The 22,830-nt window shown below is 49.1% G+C and carries 29 protein-coding genes, 2 pseudogenes and 2 other annotated features; of the genes and pseudogenes, 22 read left to right on the plus strand and 9 right to left on the minus strand.

Annotated elements, in window-relative coordinates:
- The first annotated feature begins 102 nt into the window (after positions 1-102).
- The 4 genes and pseudogenes from K1I37_RS21870 (at position 103) to K1I37_RS11065 (ending at position 1,824) form a co-directional block, all read left to right on the plus strand.
- Positions 103-491, plus strand: a pseudogene (locus K1I37_RS21870) (RidA family protein).
- A gap of 97 nt (positions 492-588) precedes the next feature.
- Positions 589-1,134, plus strand: a complete 546-nt coding sequence (locus K1I37_RS11055; protein ID WP_021295299.1) for a GNAT family N-acetyltransferase — start codon at positions 589-591, stop codon at positions 1,132-1,134.
- Between the two features lie 152 nt (positions 1,135-1,286).
- Complete coding sequence (locus K1I37_RS11060) at positions 1,287-1,427, plus strand: hypothetical protein (protein WP_021295298.1); 141 nt, start codon at positions 1,287-1,289, stop codon at positions 1,425-1,427.
- Entirely contained in the window at positions 1,417-1,824 is a 408-nt protein-coding gene (locus tag K1I37_RS11065; protein ID WP_236613820.1) for a GNAT family N-acetyltransferase, read from the plus strand. Before K1I37_RS11060 ends, K1I37_RS11065 begins: the two co-directional genes overlap by 11 nt.
- A 60-nt stretch (positions 1,825-1,884) precedes the next feature.
- Here the strand turns inward: K1I37_RS11065 and K1I37_RS11070 are convergent, their stop codons facing one another.
- A complete protein-coding gene (locus tag K1I37_RS11070) occupies positions 1,885-2,298 on the minus strand; it encodes a hypothetical protein (RefSeq protein ID WP_021295296.1) in 414 nt (137 codons plus the stop codon).
- Positions 2,299-2,522: 224 nt separating this feature from the next.
- Between K1I37_RS11070 and K1I37_RS11075 the strand changes: the two genes are divergently transcribed.
- On the plus strand, positions 2,523-3,371 hold the full coding sequence (locus K1I37_RS11075) for a hypothetical protein (RefSeq protein WP_021295295.1): 849 nt from the start codon (positions 2,523-2,525) through the stop codon (positions 3,369-3,371).
- 399 nt (positions 3,372-3,770) lie between these two features.
- Positions 3,771-4,274 (plus strand): 2'-5' RNA ligase family protein, encoded by a 504-nt coding sequence (locus K1I37_RS11080; protein WP_021295294.1) that lies wholly within the window; start codon positions 3,771-3,773, stop codon positions 4,272-4,274.
- Positions 4,275-4,373: 99 nt separating this feature from the next.
- On the opposite strand, the gene K1I37_RS11085 is transcribed toward K1I37_RS11080, so the two are convergent.
- The gene (locus K1I37_RS11085) at positions 4,374-4,655 is read right to left on the minus strand and encodes a chorismate mutase (RefSeq protein WP_021295293.1); all 282 of its coding nucleotides are present in this window, start codon (positions 4,653-4,655) and stop codon (positions 4,374-4,376) included.
- Positions 4,648-5,514, minus strand: coding sequence for a 3-deoxy-7-phosphoheptulonate synthase (gene aroF, locus K1I37_RS11090; protein WP_021295292.1), 867 nt, complete (start codon positions 5,512-5,514; stop codon positions 4,648-4,650). The genes K1I37_RS11085 and aroF overlap by 8 nt, the downstream gene beginning before the upstream one ends.
- Before the next feature lie 133 nt (positions 5,515-5,647).
- Positions 5,648-5,869, minus strand: a binding site (T-box leader).
- A gap of 36 nt (positions 5,870-5,905) precedes the next feature.
- Positions 5,906-6,134 (minus strand) — a binding site (T-box leader).
- A 214-nt stretch (positions 6,135-6,348) separates the two neighbouring features.
- Here aroF and K1I37_RS21875 point away from each other — a divergent pair.
- Positions 6,349-6,426: a putative holin-like toxin gene (locus K1I37_RS21875; protein ID WP_223204030.1), complete on the plus strand. Its 78-nt coding sequence runs from the start codon at positions 6,349-6,351 to the stop codon at positions 6,424-6,426.
- A gap of 267 nt (positions 6,427-6,693) precedes the next feature.
- Positions 6,694-7,026 carry an MTH1187 family thiamine-binding protein gene (locus K1I37_RS11095; RefSeq protein WP_021295291.1) on the plus strand — a complete coding sequence of 111 codons (333 nt, stop codon included), beginning with the start codon at positions 6,694-6,696 and terminating at the stop codon, positions 7,024-7,026.
- Positions 7,027-7,101: 75 nt separating this feature from the next.
- Here K1I37_RS11095 and K1I37_RS11100 read toward each other — a convergent pair whose 3' ends face one another.
- Positions 7,102-7,551 (minus strand): Fur family transcriptional regulator, encoded by a 450-nt coding sequence (locus tag K1I37_RS11100; protein ID WP_021295290.1) that lies wholly within the window; start codon positions 7,549-7,551, stop codon positions 7,102-7,104.
- Between the two features lie 221 nt (positions 7,552-7,772).
- On the opposite strand from K1I37_RS11100, the gene ahpC reads away from it, so the two are divergent.
- Together ahpC and ahpF are read left to right on the plus strand one after the other, a co-directional pair.
- Complete coding sequence (gene ahpC, locus K1I37_RS11105; protein WP_021295289.1) at positions 7,773-8,336, plus strand: alkyl hydroperoxide reductase subunit C; 564 nt, start codon at positions 7,773-7,775, stop codon at positions 8,334-8,336.
- Positions 8,337-8,350: 14 nt separating this feature from the next.
- Positions 8,351-9,880, plus strand: a complete 1,530-nt coding sequence (gene ahpF, locus K1I37_RS11110; protein WP_021295288.1) for an alkyl hydroperoxide reductase subunit F — start codon at positions 8,351-8,353, stop codon at positions 9,878-9,880.
- Positions 9,881-9,969: 89 nt separating this feature from the next.
- Here the strand turns inward: ahpF and K1I37_RS11115 are convergent, their stop codons facing one another.
- Positions 9,970-10,164, minus strand: a complete 195-nt coding sequence (locus K1I37_RS11115; RefSeq protein ID WP_021295287.1) for a hypothetical protein — start codon at positions 10,162-10,164, stop codon at positions 9,970-9,972.
- Between the two features lie 116 nt (positions 10,165-10,280).
- On the opposite strand from K1I37_RS11115, the gene K1I37_RS11120 reads away from it, so the two are divergent.
- The 8 genes from K1I37_RS11120 (at position 10,281) to K1I37_RS11155 (ending at position 16,970) form a co-directional block, all read left to right on the plus strand.
- Positions 10,281-11,957, plus strand: coding sequence for a propanediol/glycerol family dehydratase large subunit (locus tag K1I37_RS11120; protein ID WP_021295286.1), 1,677 nt, complete (start codon positions 10,281-10,283; stop codon positions 11,955-11,957).
- Positions 11,958-11,999: 42 nt separating this feature from the next.
- On the plus strand, positions 12,000-12,548 hold the full coding sequence (locus tag K1I37_RS11125; RefSeq protein WP_040440898.1) for a propanediol/glycerol family dehydratase medium subunit: 549 nt from the start codon (positions 12,000-12,002) through the stop codon (positions 12,546-12,548).
- Between the two features lie 15 nt (positions 12,549-12,563).
- The gene (locus K1I37_RS11130) at positions 12,564-12,986 is read left to right on the plus strand and encodes a diol dehydratase small subunit (protein WP_021295284.1); all 423 of its coding nucleotides are present in this window, start codon (positions 12,564-12,566) and stop codon (positions 12,984-12,986) included.
- 3 nt (positions 12,987-12,989) lie between these two features.
- Complete coding sequence (locus tag K1I37_RS11135) at positions 12,990-14,822, plus strand: diol dehydratase reactivase subunit alpha (RefSeq protein ID WP_021295283.1); 1,833 nt, start codon at positions 12,990-12,992, stop codon at positions 14,820-14,822.
- The gene (locus K1I37_RS11140; protein WP_021295282.1) at positions 14,819-15,166 is read left to right on the plus strand and encodes a glycerol dehydratase reactivase beta/small subunit family protein; all 348 of its coding nucleotides are present in this window, start codon (positions 14,819-14,821) and stop codon (positions 15,164-15,166) included. The genes K1I37_RS11135 and K1I37_RS11140 overlap by 4 nt, the downstream gene beginning before the upstream one ends.
- Positions 15,159-15,614, plus strand: a complete 456-nt coding sequence (locus K1I37_RS11145; RefSeq protein WP_021295281.1) for a GlcG/HbpS family heme-binding protein — start codon at positions 15,159-15,161, stop codon at positions 15,612-15,614. The genes K1I37_RS11140 and K1I37_RS11145 overlap by 8 nt, the downstream gene beginning before the upstream one ends.
- Positions 15,611-16,195 carry a cob(I)yrinic acid a,c-diamide adenosyltransferase gene (locus tag K1I37_RS11150; RefSeq protein WP_021295280.1) on the plus strand — a complete coding sequence of 195 codons (585 nt, stop codon included), beginning with the start codon at positions 15,611-15,613 and terminating at the stop codon, positions 16,193-16,195. Before K1I37_RS11145 ends, K1I37_RS11150 begins: the two co-directional genes overlap by 4 nt.
- A 145-nt stretch (positions 16,196-16,340) precedes the next feature.
- A complete protein-coding gene (locus K1I37_RS11155; RefSeq protein ID WP_021295279.1) occupies positions 16,341-16,970 on the plus strand; it encodes an FMN-binding negative transcriptional regulator in 630 nt (209 codons plus the stop codon).
- Between the two features lie 163 nt (positions 16,971-17,133).
- Here K1I37_RS11155 and K1I37_RS11160 read toward each other — a convergent pair whose 3' ends face one another.
- On the minus strand, positions 17,134-18,336 hold the full coding sequence (locus tag K1I37_RS11160; RefSeq protein WP_242215902.1) for a transposase: 1,203 nt from the start codon (positions 18,334-18,336) through the stop codon (positions 17,134-17,136).
- Between the two features lie 144 nt (positions 18,337-18,480).
- Between K1I37_RS11160 and ybaK the strand changes: the two genes are divergently transcribed.
- From ybaK to K1I37_RS11180, 4 genes are all read left to right on the plus strand, one after another.
- Positions 18,481-18,924, plus strand: coding sequence for a Cys-tRNA(Pro) deacylase (gene ybaK, locus K1I37_RS11165; protein ID WP_021295990.1), 444 nt, complete (start codon positions 18,481-18,483; stop codon positions 18,922-18,924).
- A 233-nt stretch (positions 18,925-19,157) separates the two neighbouring features.
- Positions 19,158-19,493, plus strand: coding sequence for a PadR family transcriptional regulator (locus K1I37_RS11170; RefSeq protein WP_021295989.1), 336 nt, complete (start codon positions 19,158-19,160; stop codon positions 19,491-19,493).
- Positions 19,490-20,002: a permease prefix domain 1-containing protein gene (locus tag K1I37_RS11175; RefSeq protein WP_242215903.1), complete on the plus strand. Its 513-nt coding sequence runs from the start codon at positions 19,490-19,492 to the stop codon at positions 20,000-20,002. Before K1I37_RS11170 ends, K1I37_RS11175 begins: the two co-directional genes overlap by 4 nt.
- Positions 20,003-20,063: 61 nt before the next feature.
- On the plus strand, positions 20,064-21,290 hold the full coding sequence (locus tag K1I37_RS11180) for an IS256 family transposase (protein ID WP_206920083.1): 1,227 nt from the start codon (positions 20,064-20,066) through the stop codon (positions 21,288-21,290).
- Positions 21,291-21,756: 466 nt separating this feature from the next.
- Here K1I37_RS11180 and fosB read toward each other — a convergent pair whose 3' ends face one another.
- From fosB to K1I37_RS11195, 3 genes and pseudogenes are all read right to left on the minus strand, one after another.
- Positions 21,757-22,179: a metallothiol transferase FosB gene (gene fosB, locus K1I37_RS11185; RefSeq protein ID WP_021295809.1), complete on the minus strand. Its 423-nt coding sequence runs from the start codon at positions 22,177-22,179 to the stop codon at positions 21,757-21,759.
- A gap of 124 nt (positions 22,180-22,303) precedes the next feature.
- Positions 22,304-22,396: pseudogene (locus K1I37_RS22075) on the minus strand (ATP-binding protein); the annotation flags it as partial.
- A gap of 4 nt (positions 22,397-22,400) precedes the next feature.
- The gene (locus K1I37_RS11195; protein ID WP_236613848.1) at positions 22,401-22,811 is read right to left on the minus strand and encodes a serine hydrolase domain-containing protein; all 411 of its coding nucleotides are present in this window, start codon (positions 22,809-22,811) and stop codon (positions 22,401-22,403) included.
- Positions 22,812-22,830 lie beyond the last annotated feature (19 nt).

A 22,830-nucleotide genomic window follows, 5' to 3' on the forward strand; every position in this document is an offset into this window, starting at 1 on the left:
TCTGACGCTCAAGGTCAGGTTCGCGACAGAGCGAGCATTATCGTGGGATAACCTATGCGATAATTATGATAGTTTTCCGTAGCAAACAAAGGGAGTATTTATATGGCGGAGAGAATCAGAATATCGACAGGTTCTTCATGGGAGCCAGTTGTGGGCTATTGCCGGGCAATTCGAGTTGGAAATCAAGTTGAGGTTGCAGGCACTACAGCCATAAGAGATGGCAAAGCGGTCGGTATTGATGATGCTTAGCTCGAACTGTGTGTGCATTAGAGATAATAAAAGAATCACTCGAAAAGGTTGGGGTAACACTGTCCGACGTTGTTTGAACGAGGATGTTTGTAACCGATATCTCCAGATGGGAAGAAATCGGAAAGGCACATGGAGAGTTTTTCAGGGATATTCGCCCTGTAGCGACAATGGCTGAAGTAAAATCGTTTATCGAACCAGAACTACTTGTTGAAATTGAAGCAGTGGCAATGATAAACGAGTAGAGAATGTGTGGTTATCCCCCTTTTGTTGGCAATTCTTCTGAACAATATAATCATTACTTGTTTTACAAATGTAACTAATATGGGTGGGACAAAATAATTGATTATCGAAAACCAAGAATTTCTCGTGAATGGACTAACTTACACCATTAGATCTGCCGTTAAGAGCGATGCCAAAAAATTGTCTGAATTAAGGCTGCAAATTGACGGACAGACGGAAAACCTAGATAGAGAACCAGGAGAGGGTTTTCTTGATGTACCTGGATTTGAAAGTGTGATACATACAGACTCGGTTCGTCCGAGAAACTTATTTTTGGTTGCCGTCACTGGCAATCGTATCGTGGGTTTCTCAAGATGTGAAGGAACTTACCTGAAAAGATTCTCCTACAAAGTCGAATTCGGCATATGTGTACTAAAGGAATTTTGGGGATGCGGAATTGGTAAAAACCTCATGAAACAGTCTATCGCTTGGGTAGACTCTAATGGCATCAAAAAAATGACTCTAAATGTATTAGAAACGAACACTAGAGCCATTGCAATGTATAAAAGGCTAGGCTTTGAAATTGAAGGCACGTTGAGAAAAGACAAAATCCTTTCCGACGGTAAATACTACAGTACCATTGTCATGGGAAGGTTCAATGACTGACCCCCGAGGAAGCCGTTGTTGAACTTACAGGTGCGAAAACTGAGCAAGGCAGTGTATCATCCGGTGTATGAATATACAGACTGTCAGTGACGCGGTTTCTGCCGCTCTCGGGCAGGAATACCACAGAAGACGAACCATTGGAGGTGTTGTAATTGGGTAGCATTTATACGATACGAAAAGCAGTTCCCGACGATGCGGCAGGTGTTGCGAAAGTTCACGTTGACAGTTGGAGAACCACATACAGAGAAATCGTAAATGACGAGTTTCTAGCCAGTCTATCCTATGAGAAGTGAAGAACGATGGCGTAACCGTTTAGCGAACAATCCGGTAGAATACGCCATGTTCGTTGCCGTTAATGATGAAGGTCAGATTGTTGGTTTTGCAGATGGAGGCAGAGAACGTTCGGGAGACCCCTCATACGATGGAGAATTGTATGCAATTTATTTGCTAAAGGAGCACCAACGCAAGGGGATTGGCAAATTACTTTTCCATCATGTTGTGTCGCACCTTGCCTCGAACCACTTTTATGCAATGCTGATATGGGTATTATACGATAACCCATCGCGTTATTTTTATGAATCTATGGGCGGGCAGTTAATACGCGAGCAAAGTATTGAAATTGGAGAACAACAGTTACGGGAGTCTGCTTATGGATGGCGTAACCTCATGTCGCTTCAAGAACAGTTGTGAATCAGTTGGGAAACTTCCTTCCGTCGTTAACGGGTGCGAATGTGCGACATCGGGAGTATTTTAGGAACTATATGTATCCTCAGCTTCAGGTTTCGTTTCTTTGGTCGGCTTTTTTGTCTCAACGAGAATATAGTGAGTTGAATACAGCGTTTCGATCCGCGGATCACCTGACTTAGAGAACCGTAATCGGTGCTTCGGACCTTTTCCCCACGATACATAGACGGTTTGAGATGACTTTAATTTTGCCGATTTCTCGAATTTGCGAAGTTCACTGAGAATGAACTTCATCTTACTCAAATTTTTGCCGGTCACTTGCTCCAGATACGGAATCCGCTTGAAACGCCAGTCTTCGACTTGCTTGTTCGTGATCAGCTCCATCTTAACCAGCAGATCAACTGGGCTAACGTATCCTTTTTCGTCTATCAATTGCTCTGCGCAGGACCAGAACCGCTTACGCATGTTTTGTTTGCTCAAGTTGAGATACCTCGCACGTTTTAGTACAGTCAGTCGATGTGTTCATGAACACAGGTGAGTTAGAGTGATAAGAGTAAGAACTGTTACTGCTGGTAGTATAACTGAATATCGAGGCAATCAGAAATTTGGGAAGAGGAGTTAACATTATGGAGAGAGTATTGTGCAAGATGAGACAATTTTTATCGAAGGCGTATAGATAATATAGCGACGAGGTGTGTGGGCTCGTGAACAAGATCTGGTTTGGTATCGGGCTGGCTGGATTGGTTTGTACGGGACTGATGGGCTGTGGTACAAAGGAAACCACATCAAGTAGTATTCCCGCATCATTTTCGCCTTCCGTGCAAGAGGCTATGAAAGCGTATCAGGATTTCAATCAGACACCGTTACTCGTACCTACAGTCGTACCAACCCCATCGTCAAAGTCCGCTTCGACGAAGATTGCGAGTACGGCGAATGACCCGAGTTATGACAAGTACAATTATCTTTTAAGGTACATGTCAACAGACGCCTCTATACCGATTACAGAGATTGCTTTTGTGACAGGAAGTAAGGAACTTCCAGATGAGGCGGACTCCGATGTATTTGTTCACTTCAGTCAATATTCGGGTCCCGAAGTGAAAATGGCAGATACTGTTGCGTCACAGTTTAACACCACAATGGGGCATGAAACATTAGCCAACGGAATTTCCGTCGTAACGTATCTCGTCACGGCCAAAAAATCCAACGACAGCAGCCCGCCTGTGACTCATGTTATATGGCATGAAGGAAAGTGGACATTTGAGGTTAGTAGCTTGACGAAATCAATCAACCGACCTAACAGTATCGCTGATAACGTAATAACTCATTTCGACAGTTCAAAGCTACCGACACCATGGAAGAACGCTTATGTTGAAATTCAAGATACCTCTGGTGGCTTATTTAAGCCTCGTCAGATTGATACCATCGTCAGTTGGGACGAGTCGTTCGGGAAAATCCAAGGGAAATACCAGATTCGCACGTTTCCTACGTGCTCAAACCCTATTTTCACGGCGTTGAACATGGCATCTTCGATTAAAGTGTACTCATATAAGTAGGAATCTCTTGCACGGGGGAGTTCCGTAAGAACGCTTGTGTCACTATAGGGTGCGAGTGCGACAGAAGCTTTCGTTGAAATGTCGACTATACCCCTATTTCGCGCGGCAGGCGGGTGGGGTACAGATAAGCCGGCGGGCCTCGGCGCGTGAGGAGCCTGCGGTGTGTGGCATATGGCGTGGCCCCCGGGCCCACAAGGCAGAATATCGACCTTATTTTCCGACTTTCAGTATATTCGGTTGATATAAGGTCGAAAAAGTGCTTTATTTACTGAAAAGCCGCCGGATACAAGCGAAAAGCCGACGATTAGCGCAGATTTTATGTCTTATCGGCGCTAAGAGGCGCGCCACTGTCTTAATAAGACATCAATGCCCGGCAGGGGATATGAAAGCGGAGGCGTCATGCAAAGAGCGATTCACATTTTCCCAAACTTTGAGAACGTTCGTCGGATTGAGGACCTACGTAAACAGTACGATCCCCTTTATGGCCTCATAGCTCCCCATATGACCCTTGTATTTCCGTTTGACAGCGATATTTCTTCCGTTGCATTAGAGGATCACGTTCGCGTGTGCGTCTCCGGGATACCATCGTTTCCACTTGTCTTGCGTGAGGTCACGGGAGCGAAGGGTGGGTACTTATTCCTAAACGTGAAACGGGGGAATGACTGGATTGTCAGGTTGCACGATGTTCTCTACTCTGGCCCGTTACGCCAATTCTTAAATCGCCAATTCACGTACGTCCCGCATATGACAGTGGGCCGCATTCCCAAACTTTCAGCATGGCACAAGGCCATCCGCGCGACAGAAGATTTTCACGACGAATTTGAAACGGTGATTTCGGAGATTTGTATCGAGTCTATCTCCGCTACTGGTGCGCCGAATATCGAGGCCGTCATCCAGCTATGAGTATCATCATACTCGAATCGAACGCAGGAGTTGGGGGAGGACGGTGTCTACCTCCAACTCCTAAGGACGATCGCGATGTTTCATCAACCCGAAAGCAGTTTACACTTCTGTGCGCTGTACGCGGCACGATTCCTCGTGGATCAATTCGAACAAATGCGTCACGAAGTGTTCTTGCATACCATGCAATGCGCCTAGATGAAGAAAGCGTTGTTGAACCTGGTTGGCTCTATCCGGCTGATAAACGTTGACATCTTTGCTGCGTTTTATTGTGCCGATGGTTTTGGAAAGCTCGAACCGCTTGGCCAGACAGGTTATCAGTTGGTGGTCAATGGAATCGATTTGCGCCCGAAATTCGTCGAGACTGCGGATTGTGTTATCCAATTGTCACACCTTCTTTCATGTTAACGGCGCGAGAGAGGACGTCAATGCGTTGCATGAGTTGCTCGAATTCGTCCGGTGTAATGCTTTGTTGTCCATCCGACAAAGCCGTTTCAGGTGATTGATGGGCTTCGAGGATGAGACCATCCGCACCCGCTGCGATGGCGGCCATGCTCATGGCACTCACATAGCGGGCGACACCTGTTCCATGACTCGGATCAATAATGATAGGGAGGTGACTCAAATGTTTGATCACCGGAATCGCATTTAAATCCAGCGTGTTGCGCGTTACGGTTTCAAAGGTTCGAATGCCGCGTTCGCAGAGGACGACATTGGGATTGCCTTCACTCAAAATATATTCCGCTGACATGAGCCATTCTTCTATCGTCGCAGACAAACCCCGTTTGAGAAGAACGGGTTTTTTCGTTTTGCCGACAGCCCTCAATAAGGGGTAGTTTTGCATATTGCGTGCGCCGATTTGAATCATGTCGACGTACTCACATGCCATGGGCAAATTTTCGATATCCATCACTTCTGACACAATCGGCAGTCCAGTTGCTTCTCGTGCTTCTGCCATGAACTTGAGTCCCGTTTCCCCAAGCCCTTGGAACGAGTACGGGGAACTCCGAGGTTTGAAGGCTCCCCCGCGCAGGAGATGCGCACCTGCTTGCTTGAGCGCCTGTGCAATTTCGATAATCTGATCGCGGCTTTCCACGGAGCAAGGACCTGCCATGACCGTAACTGATCCATCGCCGATTTTACGATCACGAACAGAGACAACAGACGGGCTTGGATGATGCAACCGACTGGCGAGTTTGTACGGAACTTGCTTTGTGGTGACTTCTTGAATCATTGCGACCATTGGTGAATTCCTCCCTAATAGCTGTGAAATGAAAATACCCCCGCCCCAAATTAGGGACGAGGGTTACTCGCGGTACCACCCTAATAAAAGGTCTGTGCGATTGGATGGTGGTAAACAAAAAAGCCTCATCCTGACTAGGGACGAGGCTGCTCGCGGTACCACCCTAATAAAAGGCACAAAAACCTTTCACTTGATTGCGTTAACGAGCACTGGTATGCCCGGTTGAGGCTACTTTCCAAACGGAGTTCACCGAACAGCTCCGGAGTGTACTTCCGTGCCTATTCAGTTCGGCTCTCACCAACCGCCGACTCTCTGTACCGAATTCAGCACGTACTCTCTCCATCTCAGCTTTTTGCGATATACGGTTGTAAAATAAAAAAACTCGTCCCCGGTAAGGGACGAGTTTTACTCGCGGTACCACCCTAATCAAAGGCATAAAGGCCTTTACTTCATTGAGATAACGAAAACGCCGTTGACGTTTCCGGCACTGGCTACTGACCAAATGGAGTTCACCATGCGGCTCCGAAGTGTACTTCCGGCATTTGCTCAGGTCGGTTTTCACCATCCACCGACTCTCTGCACTGATAACAAACCCGTACTCTCTTCATCTCAGCCGTTGCTGTATAAGATTGCGCTCATTTTATCCTGGCTAACGCGGTGTGTCAATAGGCGCATGAATGAGATTGCCATTCACGTGAATCCAGGCGAGGACGCATCGGGATCGTAACGCTATCAGAAAAGGTGCATGAAATGATATACTTACTTTGTATCATCAGGAATGCTTTCATGGGGGCTTGCTTCATCTCCGAGGAGGGGAGGTGAGGCCAGTTGACAGTGTATCAAGCCTTAACGCTGATGATTAGTTTTGCTACGCTTATCGTGGCGCTTCTGTCAGCGAGTAAGAGGAAATGAAGTTCTCAAAGGCTTCGCCTGTTTCCGATAAAATAAAATAGACCGCCCTCCTTGACAAAGTTTGCGGTCTATTCCCCCGAGAAGCAGCCCCCCTTGAAGGGCGACTGGCGTATGCTGGTGTTTACAGGTTTATTATAGACATCTGTACGCGCTGTATGCAACAGAAGGCCGTTTTTGAGTTCGTCTGTTATGACATGTTGGCTGTATGTCGTGATAAAATTTAGAAGAAGCTGTCGCCGTCATTTACGTTCCGGAGGAGGAGTCGTTGTGGCAATTGTCGCGGTAAGTATCGCACCATTGGGGACAGGAAGTACGAGTGTCAGTCAATATGTCGCTGAGACGCAGCGCGTTTTGAAGCGGTTTCCGCAGTTGAAGTTTCGGCTTGATCCGATGTTTACTACCATCGAAGGGGAACTCCCTGACATCTTTGCAGCGATTTCGGAGATGCACGAGGCGCTAGTCAGTATGGGGGCACAGCGGCTGTCGACGGTCGTGAAAATTGATGACCGTCGGGATGTCAATCATTCGATGGAAGAGAAAATTGCAGTGGTGGACGCAGAGCTACATGTCGAACGTGACGCTGGTTCTACGCAATCGTGAACATCGCACATCGCACATCGCACATCGCGTAAAGCAAAGGGCATCCGCTGCAGATGCCCTTTTGTCCAGTGTGAATTATTGCGTTTGTTCGTTTCTTTCCTTATCCCGACATTCGCGGCACGTACCTTTGACCTCCAAATGGTAGTCCTCGACTTCAAAGCCTGAAGCATCGGGTGGCAGGGCGAAATTTGGCGGTTGCGGCAAATAGAAATCGATCAATTTCCCACAGTGCTTACAGACGAGATGATGGTGCGGCTGTACGTTCACATCGAAGCGGCTGGCCGCATCCCCGAACGTGATTTCTTTTACTAGACCAAGTTCTCCAAAGTGCTTCATCGTGTTATATATCGTAGACACGCTCAGACCAGGGAACGTTGGGTGAACAGCTTGATAAATATCGTCCACAGTCGCATGTCCTTCGTAGTGAATAAGGAAATTCAAAATCGCCTCGCGCTGTGGGGTGACCCGCAGCCCTACATCTTTCAGCAGCTTTGGGATATTTGTGTCGGTGGACAGGTTATGCACAGTTATCCCTACTTTCTTAAAAAATTTCTCCAGCGTATCTTTGACAACTCGTTACACACTATCTATAATAGCACCTAGATGATAATTATTATTAAAAAGGAGTGATGCCATTTACTGAAATAATACTATATCGGTCTATTGGATGCCAATACTGCACAACCTGTCAGATGTAGGTCACTGTATCTGCAGTAAACCAAACAACTTTAGGAGGAATTCGTTTTATGTCTCTCATCGGAACCGAAGTAAAACCGTTCAAAGCGCAGGCGTATCACAATGGTGAGTTCATCGAAGTCACCGAAGCTAACTTCAAAGGAAAGTGGAGCGTTGTTTGCTTCTATCCTGCAGACTTTACCTTTGTGTGCCCGACTGAGCTCGAAGACCTTCAAGAACAATATGAGACGCTGAAGTCCCTTGGTGTAGAAGTATACTCGGTCTCCACCGACAGCCATTTCACACATAAAGCGTGGCACGACACGTCTGACACCATCCGCAAAATCACATATGTGATGATTGGTGACCCGACCCATACAATTTCTCGCAACTTCGATGTGTTGATCGAAGAAGAAGGCGTTGCTGATCGCGGTACGTTTATTATTGACCCAGATGGTGTGATCCAAGCCATTGAGATTAACGCTGGTGGCATTGGCCGCGACGCAAGCATTCTCGTCGACAAGATCAAGGCTGCACAGTATGTTCGGAACCATCCTGGTGAAGTTTGCCCGGCGAAGTGGAAGGAAGGCGCTGAAACACTGAAGCCAAGCCTTGACCTCGTAGGGAAGATTTAAGGAGTCTGGTAAACATGGTGCTTGATGCAGAGATTAAGGAACAGTTAAAGCAATACCTTCAACTCATGAAATGCGACGTACTGCTGAAAGTGAGTGCAGGATCCGACGATGTATCAAGCGACATGCTGGCCCTCGTAAACGAGCTGGCCAGCATGTCACCCCGGATTCGAGTGGAAGAGACGTCATTGCCGAGAACACCTAGCTTCAGTGTAAATCGCGTAGGCGAAGACACTGGCGTGACGTTTGCTGGAATTCCCTTGGGGCATGAGTTTACTTCGTTGGTACTTGCGCTGTTGCAAGTCAGCGGGCGCGCGCCGAAGCTTGATCAGAATGTGATCGACCAAATCAAGAACATTCGCGGCGAATATCACTTTGAGACCTTTGTCAGCCTCAGTTGCCACAATTGTCCTGATGTCGTGCAGGCGTTGAATGTGATGAGCATTCTCAATCCTGGCATCACGCACACGATGATTGACGGCGCTGCCTTCAAGGCCGAGGCTGAAAGCAAGAACATCATGGCTGTGCCGACTGTCTTCTTAAATGGCGAAGAGTTTAGCAGCGGTCGGATGTCTGTCGAGGAGATTCTCGCCAAATTGGGCAGTGCGCCTGATGCAGCAGACCTCGCGGATAAAGAGCCTTACGATGTGCTTGTGGTCGGCGGTGGGCCAGCTGGTGCAAGTGCGGCCATTTATGCCGCGCGCAAAGGCATTCGCACAGGTCTGGTAGCTGACCGCTTTGGTGGGCAGGTGCTCGATACGGTGGGTATCGAGAACTTCATCAGTGTGAAATACACGGAAGGGCCTCAGCTTGCTGCCAGTCTGGAAGAGCACGTCAAAGAGTACGGCATTGATGTCATGAAAGGTCATCTTGCCAAAGGCTTGGAAAAGAAGGAACTCGTCGAAGTTGAACTGGAGAATGGCGCGATTTTGAAGAGCAAGACGGTCATCATTTCGACGGGTGCTCGCTGGCGCAATGTAGGTGTACCTGGAGAGGCAGAGTTTCGGAATAAAGGTGTAACCTATTGTCCTCACTGTGACGGACCGCTGTTTACTGGAAAAGATGTCGCAGTGATTGGCGGAGGAAATTCCGGGATTGAAGCCGCTATTGATCTCGCCGGCATTGTACGCCACGTTACCGTGCTCGAATTTATGCCAGAATTGAAAGCTGACGCCGTACTACAAAAACGGTTGTACAGCCTGCCGAATGTGACCGTGTTAAAGAACGTTCAAACGAAAGAAATTACGGGCACCGATAAGGTTGATGGGATTACCTATGTAGATCGCGATACCGGTGCCGAAGAACATATAGAATTGCAAGGTGTGTTTGTTCAGATTGGCCTAGTGCCAAATACGGATTGGCTAGGCGATACGGTTGAGCGTAACCGTATGGGCGAAATTGTGGTCAACAGCCACGGCGCCACGAATGTCCCTGGTGTGTTTGCTGCAGGGGATTGTATTAATAGTCCCTACAAGCAGATTATCATCTCCATGGGGTCTGGCGCAACCGCAGCGCTCGGTGCATTCGATTATCTCATCCGAAATTGACGTACCGCGCAGTCTGCTCGTTTGATTTGGATGACGTTTGAAAGCCGCTTATTGTAAGCGGCTTTCGTTCGTTTTCAACCGCTGTTTGGTTACAGGCTTGCGTTATCCCCAACGGCGTGCACGGCTTCAAGATCTCGTTTGGCCGTTTTCGGACCAAACACCCCAATGTCGATCACGATGAGCAGCATCGCGACAGCGACGACGAATATCGTGGTGGCTCCATCCTTTTGCAATTCGCGAAAAGAGTGAATATTTCCCCAGAGCTTGTAATACGCATGAAACAAACATGGGTATTGTCATCATTTGCATCCGGAAATGGTGAAAGTCGCTGAGCGGTAAGCATGAAACCGTTTACGAAAATAAGGGTATTCGCAGTACATGAGAGGTGACTGATCGAATCATGCAGACGGTGAAGCGTTCAAAGAGGTACGAAATTCTCGACAAAAGACCCGTCAATCAGGACGGCTTTGTTGTTGAATGGCCTGAACAAGGGTTTATCGCAATGTCGTCACCTGCGGACCCAAAGCCAAGTATCAAAGTGGAGAACGGAAGAATCGTAGAGCTGGATGGCAAACCGCGAGAAGCGTTTGACATGTTAGATCAGTTTCTAGCGGACTACACGATTGATACAACTGTCGCGGAACAGGTCATGGCGATGGACAGCGTGGAGATTGCTCGGAAACTCGTCGATGTCAATGTTCCGAGACAGCAAGTATTAGACATCACCAAAGGGATGACCCCGGCGAAAGTGGTCGAAGTGCTCAATCATATGAATGTTGTCGAATTGATGATGGCCATGCAAAAAATGAGAGCCAGAAAGACGCCGTCGAATCAGTGCCACGTGACCAATGTTCGGGACAATCCCGTCCTCATGGCGGCTGATGCGGTTCATGCCGGATTATTAGGATTTGACGAACAGGAAACGACGGTTGGCGTGGTCCGCTATGCCCCGTTTAACGCATTGGCCCTATTAGTCGGGTCACAAACTGCGCGAGGCGGAATTCTCACGCAAGACGCTTTGGAAGAGGCCACGGAATTGCGGCTCGCCATGTTAGGGCTGACTTCGTACGCTGAGACTATTTCCATCTACGGGACAGAATCGGTCTTTATGGACGGGGACGACACGCCATGGTCGAAGTCGTTTTTAGCTTCCGCCTATGCGTCGAGGGGTGCGAAGATGCGGTTTACGTCAGGAAGCGGATCCGAAGTGCAAATGGCCGGCGCCGAGGGCAAATCGATGCTGTATCTCGAAGTGCGGTGCGTCATGATGGCCAAGGGGGCCGGTGTGCAAGGGTTACAAAACGGATCGATTAGCTGTATCGGTGTACCCGCTGCCGTTCCGAGCGGTTTACGGGCGGTTGCAGCGGAGAATTTGGCGACCATGATGTTTGACCTCGAAGTTGCCTCAGGCAATGACCAGACCTTTTCCCACTCTCCATTTCGAAACACCGCAAAAATGCTGTGTCAGATGCTTCCGGGCACCGATTTCATTTTTTCTGGCTACAGCGCGATGCCCAACGGTGACGATATGTTTGCCGGCTCCACCTTTGATTCGAGCGATTTAGATGATTACCTCATTATTCAGCGAGATTTGATGGTGGATGGTGGCTTACGGCCCGTTGATGAGGAAACGGTGATCAAAGGGCGTTATCAAGCGGCTAAGGCGCTCCAAGCGGTTTTTGAGGAGCTGGATTTTCCGCCGATTACAGATGAAGAGGTGGAAGCCGCAACCTATGGGAATGGCAGCGAAGATATGCCGCAGCGAAACGTGGTCGAGGATTTGAAAGCGGCTGAGCGAATTCTGCGCGACGAGATAACGGGCCTCGATATTGCCATCATCTTAGCGAAGCGCGGATTTCGAGAGACGGCAGAGAGAATTTTCAACCTGCTCAAACAACGGGTTGCGGGCGACTACTTGCATACGTCTGCAATCATCAACAAGGACAATCAAGTGATTAGTGCGGTGAATGATGTGAATGATTACAGGGGCCCAGGGAGTGGCTATCGTTTGAGCAAAGAGAGGTGGGAGGAAATCAAAAATATCCGGCAGGCGCTAAAGCCAACGGATTTCAGCTGAGGGGGGAATGGCAGCGTGACACCCACATCATTTCAGGTCAAGATGAACCTTCGGGAGATTGGGACAGCCACAAAAGGGATAAACCCGAGGGAAGTTGTTGTCGCCGTCGGACCGGCCTTTGGTAAGGACGTGACCAAATCTATCATGAAGGTCGATCACGCATTAATCCTCCGAGAGATTTTATCGGGCATTGAGGAACAAGGTGCAACTGCCAGGGTCATTCGCAGTTTACGAACTGCAGACTTAGCCTTCATGGCACATGAGGCGGCGAAGTTGAGTGGGTCTGGAATTGGCGTCGGCGTTCAGTCGAGAGGCACTACGGTGATTCATCAACGGGATTTAGATCCGCTGAGTAATTTGGAACTCTTTCCGCAATCGCCGTTGATTACCTTGGAAACCTATCGGGCGATTGGTCGAAATGCTGCGATGTACGCCTTGGGTGACACGCCGAATCCAGTGCCGGTGGTCAATGACCAGATGGCGCGCCCGAAGTATCAGGCGATTGCCGCGGTTTTGTATATCAAGGAATGTGAATCGAGGATTGCCAATGCAAAATCCGTTGAGCTGGAAGTCGCGTTTTCCTACGAATGACTCGAGGTGGATGAAATGACACAACTGACTAAGGAAGATTACCCGTTAGGGGAAAAGCGTCCGGATCTTTTGTTTACACCGACAGGGAAACCTTACAGTGATTTGACCTTAGATGCCGCGCTCGACGGTCGCGTTACAGCGGCAGATTTGCGAATTAGCGCAAACACGCTGCGCATGCAAGCCGAAGTCGCGGAGCGTGTCGGACGGCCGCAGTTAGCAAAGAACTTCAGGCGGGCGGCTGAGCTCATTGGCATTCCAGACAAACGAATTTTGGAAATTTACAATGCGTTGCGACCCAGGCGGTCCACGAAAGATGAACTCCTGGAGATTGCACTTGAATTAGAAGAAAAATATCGTGCCAACGAAAATGCGCGGCTGGTTCGTGAGGCGGCCGATGTTTATGAGCGAAGAGGGATACTACGGACGAACGAGGGCTGAACGATGGTGAAGCAACTGATAGCCGGTGTGGATATGGGCAATTCGTCAACAGAAGTGGCGCTTGCACAGATATCGGATGACGGTGTTCAATTTCTGTCCCAGCATTTAGTGAGAACCAGCGGTGTCAAAGGGACTGTGGACAATGTGACCGGCATCCGCATCGCCTTAGAGGAGGCCGCGAATCGGGCGGGTATTCGCATCGACCAGATTGATAAAGTTCGCATCAACGATGCGGCCCCGGTCATTGGCGATCTCGCCATGGACCTGATTAGTGAAACCATCATCACGGAGTCGTCGATGATAGGACACAACCCAGACACGCCCGGAGGTGCGGGACTTGGGGTTGGTCTTACAGTGCCGATTGATGAACTGTTCGATTGGACATCGGACCAGGATGTCATCGTGGTGGTGCCAGGCCAGTTCGATTACGAGTGGGTTGCTAGCCGGATTAATGCGGCAATTGAACAGGGGATACGCGTGAACGGCGCGATTGTTCAAAAGGACGATGGCGTACTCGTTTATAATCGCCTTTCAAAAAAGATCCCAATTGTTGACGAGGTATCGCAAATCGAAAAAGTCCCGCTGGGCAAATTGGCCGTTGTCGAAGTCGCACTGCCGGGTCAAGTCATCCGCATGGCCAGCAACCCGTATGGTCTGGCGACCATATTTCAGCTCGATCCCGACACGACCATCCGCATCGCTCCCATCGCGAAAGCACTCGTTGGGAATCGCTCGGCGGTGGTGATACGCACCCCGCAAGGTGAAGTGGCCGAGCGGAGAATTGAAGCCGGAAAACTGACCCTCGTCGGGGAGAAACAAAAGGTGACCGTATCGGTCAATGACGGATCAGACGCCATCATGGAGGCTTATGAAAAAATTGGGTCGCTGGTCAATGTGGTTGGGGAGACGGCGACCAATGTTGGAGGGATGCTGAATTCACTCCGTCAGAATTTGGCCCAATTGACGCAACAATCCCCTTCAGAAATCACGATTCGAGACCTGTTGGCTGTGGATGCGGTCGTTCCGATGTCAGTAAGCGGGGCAATGGCGGGAGAACTCACGCTGGAAACGGGTGTGGCGTTCGCCTCCATGGTCAAGACCAGTCGGTTGCCCATCCAAAAGGTAGCAGACACGCTCGCGCAAGCGATTGGCGTACCCGTGGAGGTTGGAGGCGTTGAAGCAGAAATGGCCATTCGTGGGGCGTTGACAACCCCAGGAACGCGTAAGCCAATCGTGATTTTAGATATGGGGGGCGGATCGACCGATGCGGCGATGATGGCGGAGAACGGGAAAATCACCTCGACGCACTTAGCAGGCGCCGGCGATATGGTCACGATGCTCATTGATATGGAGCTGGGTCTCAACAACAAGGCTTTGGCGGAAAAGATCAAAAAGTACCCGCTGGCGAAAGTCATGAGTATGTTTCATATGCAATTGGAAGATGGCACAACGATGTTCTCCGACGCACCACTTCCACCCGATACGTTTGGCCGAGTGGTGATCCGCGAGGGGGAAGATCTTGTCCCATTGAATATAAAGGTCACCATGGAAAAGGTTCGGGAGATACGCAGGACGGCGAAAAAGAGGGTATTTGTCACGAATGGTCTGAGGGCCCTGCGCCGCGTTGTACCGACCGGAAACCTAAAGCATTTATCGTTCGTTGTGATGGTAGGGGGATCTGCCTTGGATTTTGAAATCCCTCAAATGTTGACAGAAGAGATGTCCAAATACGGGATTGTAGCGGGCTTTGCCAACGTTCGTGGCACAGAAGGGCCGAGAAATGCCGTCGCCACGGGTCTGGTACTTGCTTGTGCCGAGGAAGTAGGGGAAAGATGAACAACGAAATTTATCTCCCAATCATCTGTTCACCAGCTGTTTCCCTCGCTGACATACAAGACCTGTGCGCGGGCTTAGAAGAAGAAGGTGTTCCCTATCAGTGCGAACAAATGGCGCAGGAACAACAAGCAAGCGAGTTTGGAGCCATCGCCGCACTGAAGTCTCCACTCTTCATCGGAATTGGCGTCGATAGGCACCTCAACTGTAGCCTAAGTCATCAAAATCTACCTGGAAACAAGGAGTATATCACCGGTTCTCGCCACGGTCTTCGCCAGTTTGGTCGAAACTGCGGGCGTTTGGCAAAAGGGTTACCACTTGTGATGGGAGGAATTGAGAATGCGTAAATTGGGGCTGCAAACGGCCAAAAAACTGATTGATGGCGCAGAACAGGAAGCGCGCCGGATTGGCGTACCGATGGTCATCACGGTGGTTGATGATGGTGGTAACTTGGTCGCGGCGCATCGAATGGACGACGCCTTACTCGCCAGTGTCGATATCTCTTTGAATAAGGCATGGACTGCGGTCGCTTTAAAAATGTCTACCGCTCAATTGGCTTCTGAAGCTTCTACCGACGGGGAACTCTATGGAATTCATGCTACGAACCACGGGCGGGTGGTCATCTTTGGCGGTGGTATCCCACTACATCAAAATGGGCGCATCGTTGGCGCTGTCGGTGTCAGTGGCGGATCCGTCAATGAAGACGTTCAGGTAGCCGAAGCCGCCGTTCGCGTCTACGAGCAACTGGAAGCCTCATGTGGTGATGGAGATTCGCCTAAAGGAGAACATGCATGAAGATTTATACCCGATCCGGTGACGAAGGCACCACCAGTTTAATTTATGGCCGCCGTGTCGCAAAGGACAGCCTTCGAGTTGCAGCATATGGTACGGTGGACGAAGCAAACGCCATGATTGGGGCGGCATTGTCCCTCATGGCTACAACATCGCCTGAATTCTCCTACTTGATTCGTTACGGCGGCCGCATACAACGGGATCTGTTTGATGTAGGTCGAGATTTAGCCACACCGGACGACAAACGGGATGGAGTTTACGTGCACCAGAGCGACGTGGATTTACTGGAGAAAATCATTGATGCGCTAAACGAAGAGATGCCGCCCTTGCGCCAATTTGTCTTGCCGTCAGGCCATCCGGTTGCGGCCTTGTTACACGTAAGTCGTACCGTCGTTCGTCGAGCGGAGCGCCAAATTGTCACCTTAGAGAAATCAGAAACGCTGAATCCCGTGATTCGAAAATATCTAAATCGCCTGTCCGACGCGCTTTTTATGATGGCTCGGGCTGTCAATGTGCGTACGGGTGCAGTTGAATGCATTGTCGACTTTCAGGCAGACAAAAAGGATCCATTTGTGGAATCATAGGTGTTCTTGAATGCAGCCGTATACTACATTTTGACGATATTGCGCGGGCATTGGTTGCCCAAAATAATTTTCATTTGGCTGAAGACAGGGAGGAGAGAAGAAGGTACGATGGTTTGTAGTCAACCACGCACAGGGAGGAACCATCGTGTACACACCTGCAGCATTTGCGATGCAAAACACGGATGAGATGATTCAGTTCATTCGCCAGAACAACTTTGGCATTCTCTTCTCCCATGTCAACAGACACCCGAATGCGACGCATCTTCCGTTCGTCATTCGCCAAATAGCCCCTGAGAAATTTGTGTTGTTGGGTCATCTCGCAAAAGCAAATCCGCATTGGAAAGCGCTTCATGAGACGGAGGTTCTGGCGGTCTTTCAAGGTCCACATGCATACATTTCGCCGTCTTGGTACGCTGAAAGTCAGGCCGTTCCGACATGGAACTACGTGGCGGTACACGCAACAGGGACGTGTCACATCATACAGGATGCGCAGCTACTGCATGAACTTTTGAAGGAGACCGTCCGCTTTCACGAGCCAAATTCCACGCTCTTGGATCATATGGACGAGGCGTTTTATGTGAAAATGGAACAGGCCGTCATTGGACTTGAAATCGAGATTACGTCCATGGAGGGTACGGCCAAGTTGAGCCAGAACAAATCCACAGACACCATACGCGGTGTGGTAGAGGGACTCAGAGCATCTCCAGACAAGCTCGCACACGATGTGGCAGAACTCATGCAACGCAATCTCGAGACGCTAGAGAAACGGACTTGACCAGCTTGAAGAGGTGATGGAAATGGCAACAAAGACAATTGAGCGTTTTGCAGAATGGTCGTTTTGGGTAGAGGTGAAAAAGGAACAGCATCTAGGGTAAGTGAACTGAATTCCACATACTGGTATTCGAGCGCCGTTTCTCGTCAGGTCAACTCGTTATGATTTATGCAGTTTTCTTGTGTCGTTCGATATGGTTCACAGCTAGTGCCGATGCAAGTAACACGATCGCGTTGAGGAACATGTACGTCTTTACTTTTCGAATGCCTCGGACATGGACGTCGTTCGCCGTCAAATTCGTCTTAAGTCTTGCGTTACAACGCTCTACAGCAGTTCGCTCGTTGTATAACAGCTTCCAATTCTGCGTGCCTCGGTGTGGTGCGCAGTAACGCCGAATATCTTCTGTGATCCGCTTTTTGACCACCATACCGTAGTTGGATTCGGAACATGTCGCGATTCCAAGCGGACAATCTACCTTCCCAACCGCGTGCGGGCAGCGAAACTTTAGTCGGTCACCGTCTGCACCCCAATACACCATGTCATATCCCATCGTGCAACGCGGCGTCCCGTCCGATGCTATTCCTTCAGGCGGTTCTTTTTCACCGCGCTTGTTCATCGCGATAATTGCCTGTGCACCATATTGACGAACCGTTTCATAGTTTTTGACTTGATCATATCCAGCGTCCATCATGACAAAGTCGATTTTCCAACCGTGCGTCGTCACGACGTGTTCCAGCAATGGCGCCGCCATCTCACCATCAAAGACGTTCGCTGGTGTGACATCCAAAGCAACTGGCAGTTCACTCGCGGTGTCCACAGCCAAGTGGAATTTGTATCCGAACCAAGCAAGTTTGTTGCCAAAGGTATCGTATTTTGCGCCCCAGTTGGCATTGCCCGTTTCCTGGCTCTTGGACTTAGGTTGCTTTTTCTCGTAGGACTTCACGGCGGCACTGTCCACAGCCAAATGGCGACCGTTGATGATGCTCGCTTCTTTACATTGACTGACCAGGTCAATGAAGAGCTTCTCAGCGAGACCCAACTCAACAACGGCTGAAAACACGCGACTCAGTGTGGAGACCGACGGGGCTGCTTCGTCGATTCGAAACCCACACTGGTAGCGAAAGCGTATATCTCGCGCCAACCGTTCATGAAGCCTTGTGAACGTTGAGATTCCTTCAAGCGGAGCAGCCAGCAGTGCACGCAGAATCGCTTCACGATTCATAGGTTTCGCGCCTTGGGGTGACTGTTTTCTCAATTTCGAAGCATAGGGTTGTAAATCCAAGACAGCAAAGAACAAGGGCAGACGATCGCTGGAGTCAATTTCTAGCCAGTCCTCAAAGGAAAAGAGCGATGGTTGGAGAATATACATAGTGGGACTTCCCTCCTCGAAAATTTCTGGTTTGGTCACTTGAAATCTTCTCGAAGGTTGGGGTGAAGTCCTTTTTCATGTCTTCCAAGCCCTTGTCCTACAAGGCTTTATCAATCTGCAAAACGCTCAATTGCATGTCGCATATTGGATAGACTAAACATTCCATATAACGTGCACGAGTACGACTGGGATGAAGAAGCGCTCGACGCAAAGACAGCCGCACAAAAGGTGGGGATTGCCTCGTCGCAAATTTTCAAAACACTCGTGCTTCGCGGCGATAAGACAGGCGTTTTAATGACCTGCATCCCAGGGGACAGAGAACTCGACTTAAAAGCGCTGGCATCCATCAGTGGGAATAAAAAGGTAGAGATGGTCCATGTAAAAGACCTTCAGACGTTGACCGGATATATTCGAGGCGGAGTTTCTCCACTAGGTGTGAAGAAAAAATATCCACTCTATATTGATGAAACCGTTCATGCTCTAGACCCTGTAAGTATTAGTGCCGGGCGACGGGGGCTGCAAATTTTCTTGAAAGGGGCAGACCTTGTTCTCGCGTGCGAGGCCACTCTAGGTGCAATTTCTCGATGAACCAGTCCGTTGGATCCGTTTGAAACGTTTTGTGCATCAAAGTACATAAAGTCCCCCTTTTCCAAATATGCTCCTTTGCTCGTACGGCCAGGCGCTTTCTCTTGCTTACCACATGAATGCCTCCACATCCGGCTTTATATCGCACGGGCAATCATTTTGCACGCTTCTTGACTCGCGTCGTTGCATGCATTTATTATATACATAAGTTATCTATGTATATAGAGGTGTGAAAAATGCGGAATGAACGGATTAGAGGTTACCTTGATGGAATCGTCCTCTCAATTGTAGCGACAGGTGATACATACGGATATGAGATTGTCCAAAAGGTGAATGAACGAACACACGGGGCATTACACCTCAAAGAAGGCTCCTTATATCCAGCGCTCAAGCGACTTGAGGCAGAACATTTTATTGAGGGATATTGGGGTACAGACAAAGAGACAGGCCCTCGTCGACGCTATTACACATTAACCGAGCGTGGAAAGAGCCAACTAGAAAAGATTCGACGTGAATGGACGGAGGAACAACGAGTGTTGTCGGTGTTTTTGGGGAAGGTGGGACTTGAGTGAAGAACTTCGATAATTATTTTTTTAGCGTATTCAAAGGTACATATCTTTCAAAGCGCGAAAAACAGGTGTGGCAGGAAGAGATGCAGGACCATCTGGAAGAATCGATTGAACAAGCGATAAAGCGTGGATTGACCGAAGAAGAAGCACATGCGTCCGCCTTCGCATCGTTTGGAACAGCGAGGGAAGTTCGTCGGCGCATCATTCGTGAAACCTACGGTATGTCACCTCGTTGGTTTCTTACATTATCGTTACTATGTTTGATGGTTTTTGTCATATCCTTGTTTGTTCAAATGCGTATGAACGACGTGATACCATCCACGTTAAAGCCGATACCGACACCCAGATGGGTCGTCTTCTGGAGTCACAACTTGACTCCATTTTGTATCGTGTGGCTCATAGGGAGAATGACGCATGAATTTTCAATGAATTCGGTGGTGTTTGCTGGTTATCCGATTATGGCTCCAGTTAGAGTCTTAGGTAGTGGTGTAAATTCCACGGCTAGATCTTGACGAAAAAGCCATCGAGTGCAATCTACTAAAAGTGTCGAGCAATTAGTAGGGAGGCACATCGATGGCTTCTACAGACAAGATCGCACTTTTGGAGTTAATTCGCAAGATCGGATTAGAAGATGGTGATGTCGATTTTTTGAAGGAAGGGCTGAGAGTCCTAACCCAGGCAGTGATGGAGGCTGAAGTGAGCTCCTTGATTGGCGCTGAACGGTATGAGCGCAGTGAGAAACGCAGCAATAGCCGTAATGGTTACAGAGAACGGGAATGGGACACCCGTGTCGGAACGATTGATTTGCAGATTCCGAAGCTTCGGAAAGGAAGCTACTTCCCCAGCATGCTAGAGCCTCGGCGGAAAGCTGAGAAGGCGTTGCTGTCCGTTGTTCAAGAGGCGTATGTGCATGGTGTGAGCACCCGCAAGGTGGACGAGTTGGTTGAGTCTATGGGCATTCAAGGAATTAGCAAGAGTGAAGTATCTCGTATCTGCAAAGAGTTAGACGAAGTAGTGCAGGAATTTAAAAACCGCCCACTTGAGGGGACATACCCATATCTATGGTTGGATGCGACATTCCCGAGAGTCCGTGAAGGCGGACGAGTTCAGAGTATGGCATTTGTAATTGCAATTGGCGTGCGAGACACCGGTGAGCGTGAGGTGTTGGGGTTTGACATTGGGACTAGTGAGGATGGCTCGTTTTGGCTGACATTCATCCGAAGTCTGGTTGCGCGTGGGTTGCGTGGTGTACAGCTGGTAATTAGTGATGCTCACGAAGGACTGCGCAGTGCGATTGGCTCTGCGTTGACCGGAGCGACCTGGCAGCGCTGTCGAGTTCATACAATGCGCAACATCCTCAGCCAGGTGCCTAGAGCGTCGCAACCGATGGTCTCGTCTATTGTCCGGACCATATTCGCTCAGCCAACACAGGAAACAGCCAAACAGCAACTGGATGTGGTCGTAGAGCAACTTCGTGGAAAGTTTCCAAAGGCGATGGATGTCTTGGAACGTGCAGAGGAAGACGTGCTAGCGTACATGGCATTCCCGAAGGAACACTGGAAACAGATATGCTCGACAAACCCACTTGAGCGCTTAAATCGTGAACTCAGGCGACGCTTCGATGTCGTTGGTATCTTCCCGAACCGAGAGTCTGTCATTCGTCTAGGCGGAGCAATCCTCCAGGAACAGAACGATGAATGGATTGTAGCAAGGCGCTACTTTAGCCGAGAGTCAATGGCAAAACTCATGAGCACTCAAGAACCGCAATTACTGGCGCCAACGTCAGTTTTGCATAAATAGCCGACACGAAGTGGTTGCACTCAATTTACACCACTTGACGGGACACCACCTGGCTCCACTAGGCACATCAGAAATGACAGGTTACTTGATGTTATTGGTCGTGTGTTTTGCAATTTACACTTGGACTCGCAACCGCACTGTGAGTCTTACGCCTTGGATACTCTCCATTATCTTGACGATCTTGGTACGCCTAGTCGTCCTTGGATTATTCGTCTATGGTTGCAGGAAAGTGGACGCGATTCGCTTTCGCAAGTCACACACCGCGTAGTTAACACAACATTTGAGCGCCGGCATTTCGCTTTTCGAGGAGGTCGGCGTTATCGAGATCTCAAAGCGGGACTTTTGGGTTTTGATGGTTTAAAATTCAACGTCCGATAATATATATTATGTTAACAATAAGAATCATGTTGAATTAAATGTTTGCAATTAATAGTTGAAAACATGAGCCGGTTTCTAGTAACACTGCTTAATCAAAAAACTGCATGTGAGTTTTAGTTTCTCTGTAGTAATCAAGACGATCTTTCAAAGTTCCGGTGTGAAATTCAAATTTATGACCATCGGGGTCAGTAAAGTAGACAGACTGCTTATCTCGTTCATCCCGAATACGTCCGGCCAGGATGTTAACCCCTAATGCCTTCAGCGTTTCTACAGCCTCATCAAATTCCTCCGGCTTTAAGGAAAAAGCAATATGAGTATATGATTGATGAATCTCGTTTCTCGGAATGTCCTCTTCTACGTTTAACGCTAACCATAGTCCATTCAGATCAAAATAGGCTAATTTCCTGCCCCTGACCAATAACTTTGCTCCAAAAACCTTTTGATAGAACTCAATCGACCTCTCAAGATTCGAGACAGAAAACAGCAAATGATTGATGCTGCCAATTTCCATGTTCGCCACCACATCCAAACCCGCTGGTTACGGCTTGTTCTGGATAAGCCGTCGATAGTTCAATACAAGATCCGTTCAGCATCTGGTGACAAATCCCTGCTGATATGTCGAAGTTAATCTGTACTCGTTGGTCATGCCCTCGTCGGCATGCTTCCACACCAAGGGCTGTTGCTAAATGAGTCTTGCCAGTCCCGACCTTGCCGAGCATCACGACATTTTATTTACGTTCGAGAAACACAAGGCCCGTGTAAGGTAAGGGATGCGACAGCTTTGTCTGTCTGTCGCACACGCCGTGCGCCAGACAGACTGGTGCCGCAGACTTTCCAGAATGTTGGTGATGCCGTATTCCCAACGGTCACCCGGATCAAAAACAAGCGGCGTGCTGAGCGTGATGTTTCTGTATTCGATTGCGTCAGCAGATGGCGAAGCGTCATCGGCCGCTTCGGGGCTCTAAGCCTTGGCTCACCAGATTCGCTGAATCCTTCCAAGACCTTGACGGTCGTCAACTCAGGCAATACACGCTCGATCGGTTCATCCAAGTGGAGTTTGCCCTGCTCAACGAGTTGCATGGCGGCGACGGAAGTGACGGCTTTAGTCATCGACGCGATCCAAAATATCGTATCGGTTGTCATCGGTACACGACTGTCCACG

It is taken from the genome of Alicyclobacillus acidoterrestris (assembly GCF_022674245.1).
Lineage (GTDB): Bacteria > Bacillota > Bacilli > Alicyclobacillales > Alicyclobacillaceae > Alicyclobacillus > Alicyclobacillus acidoterrestris.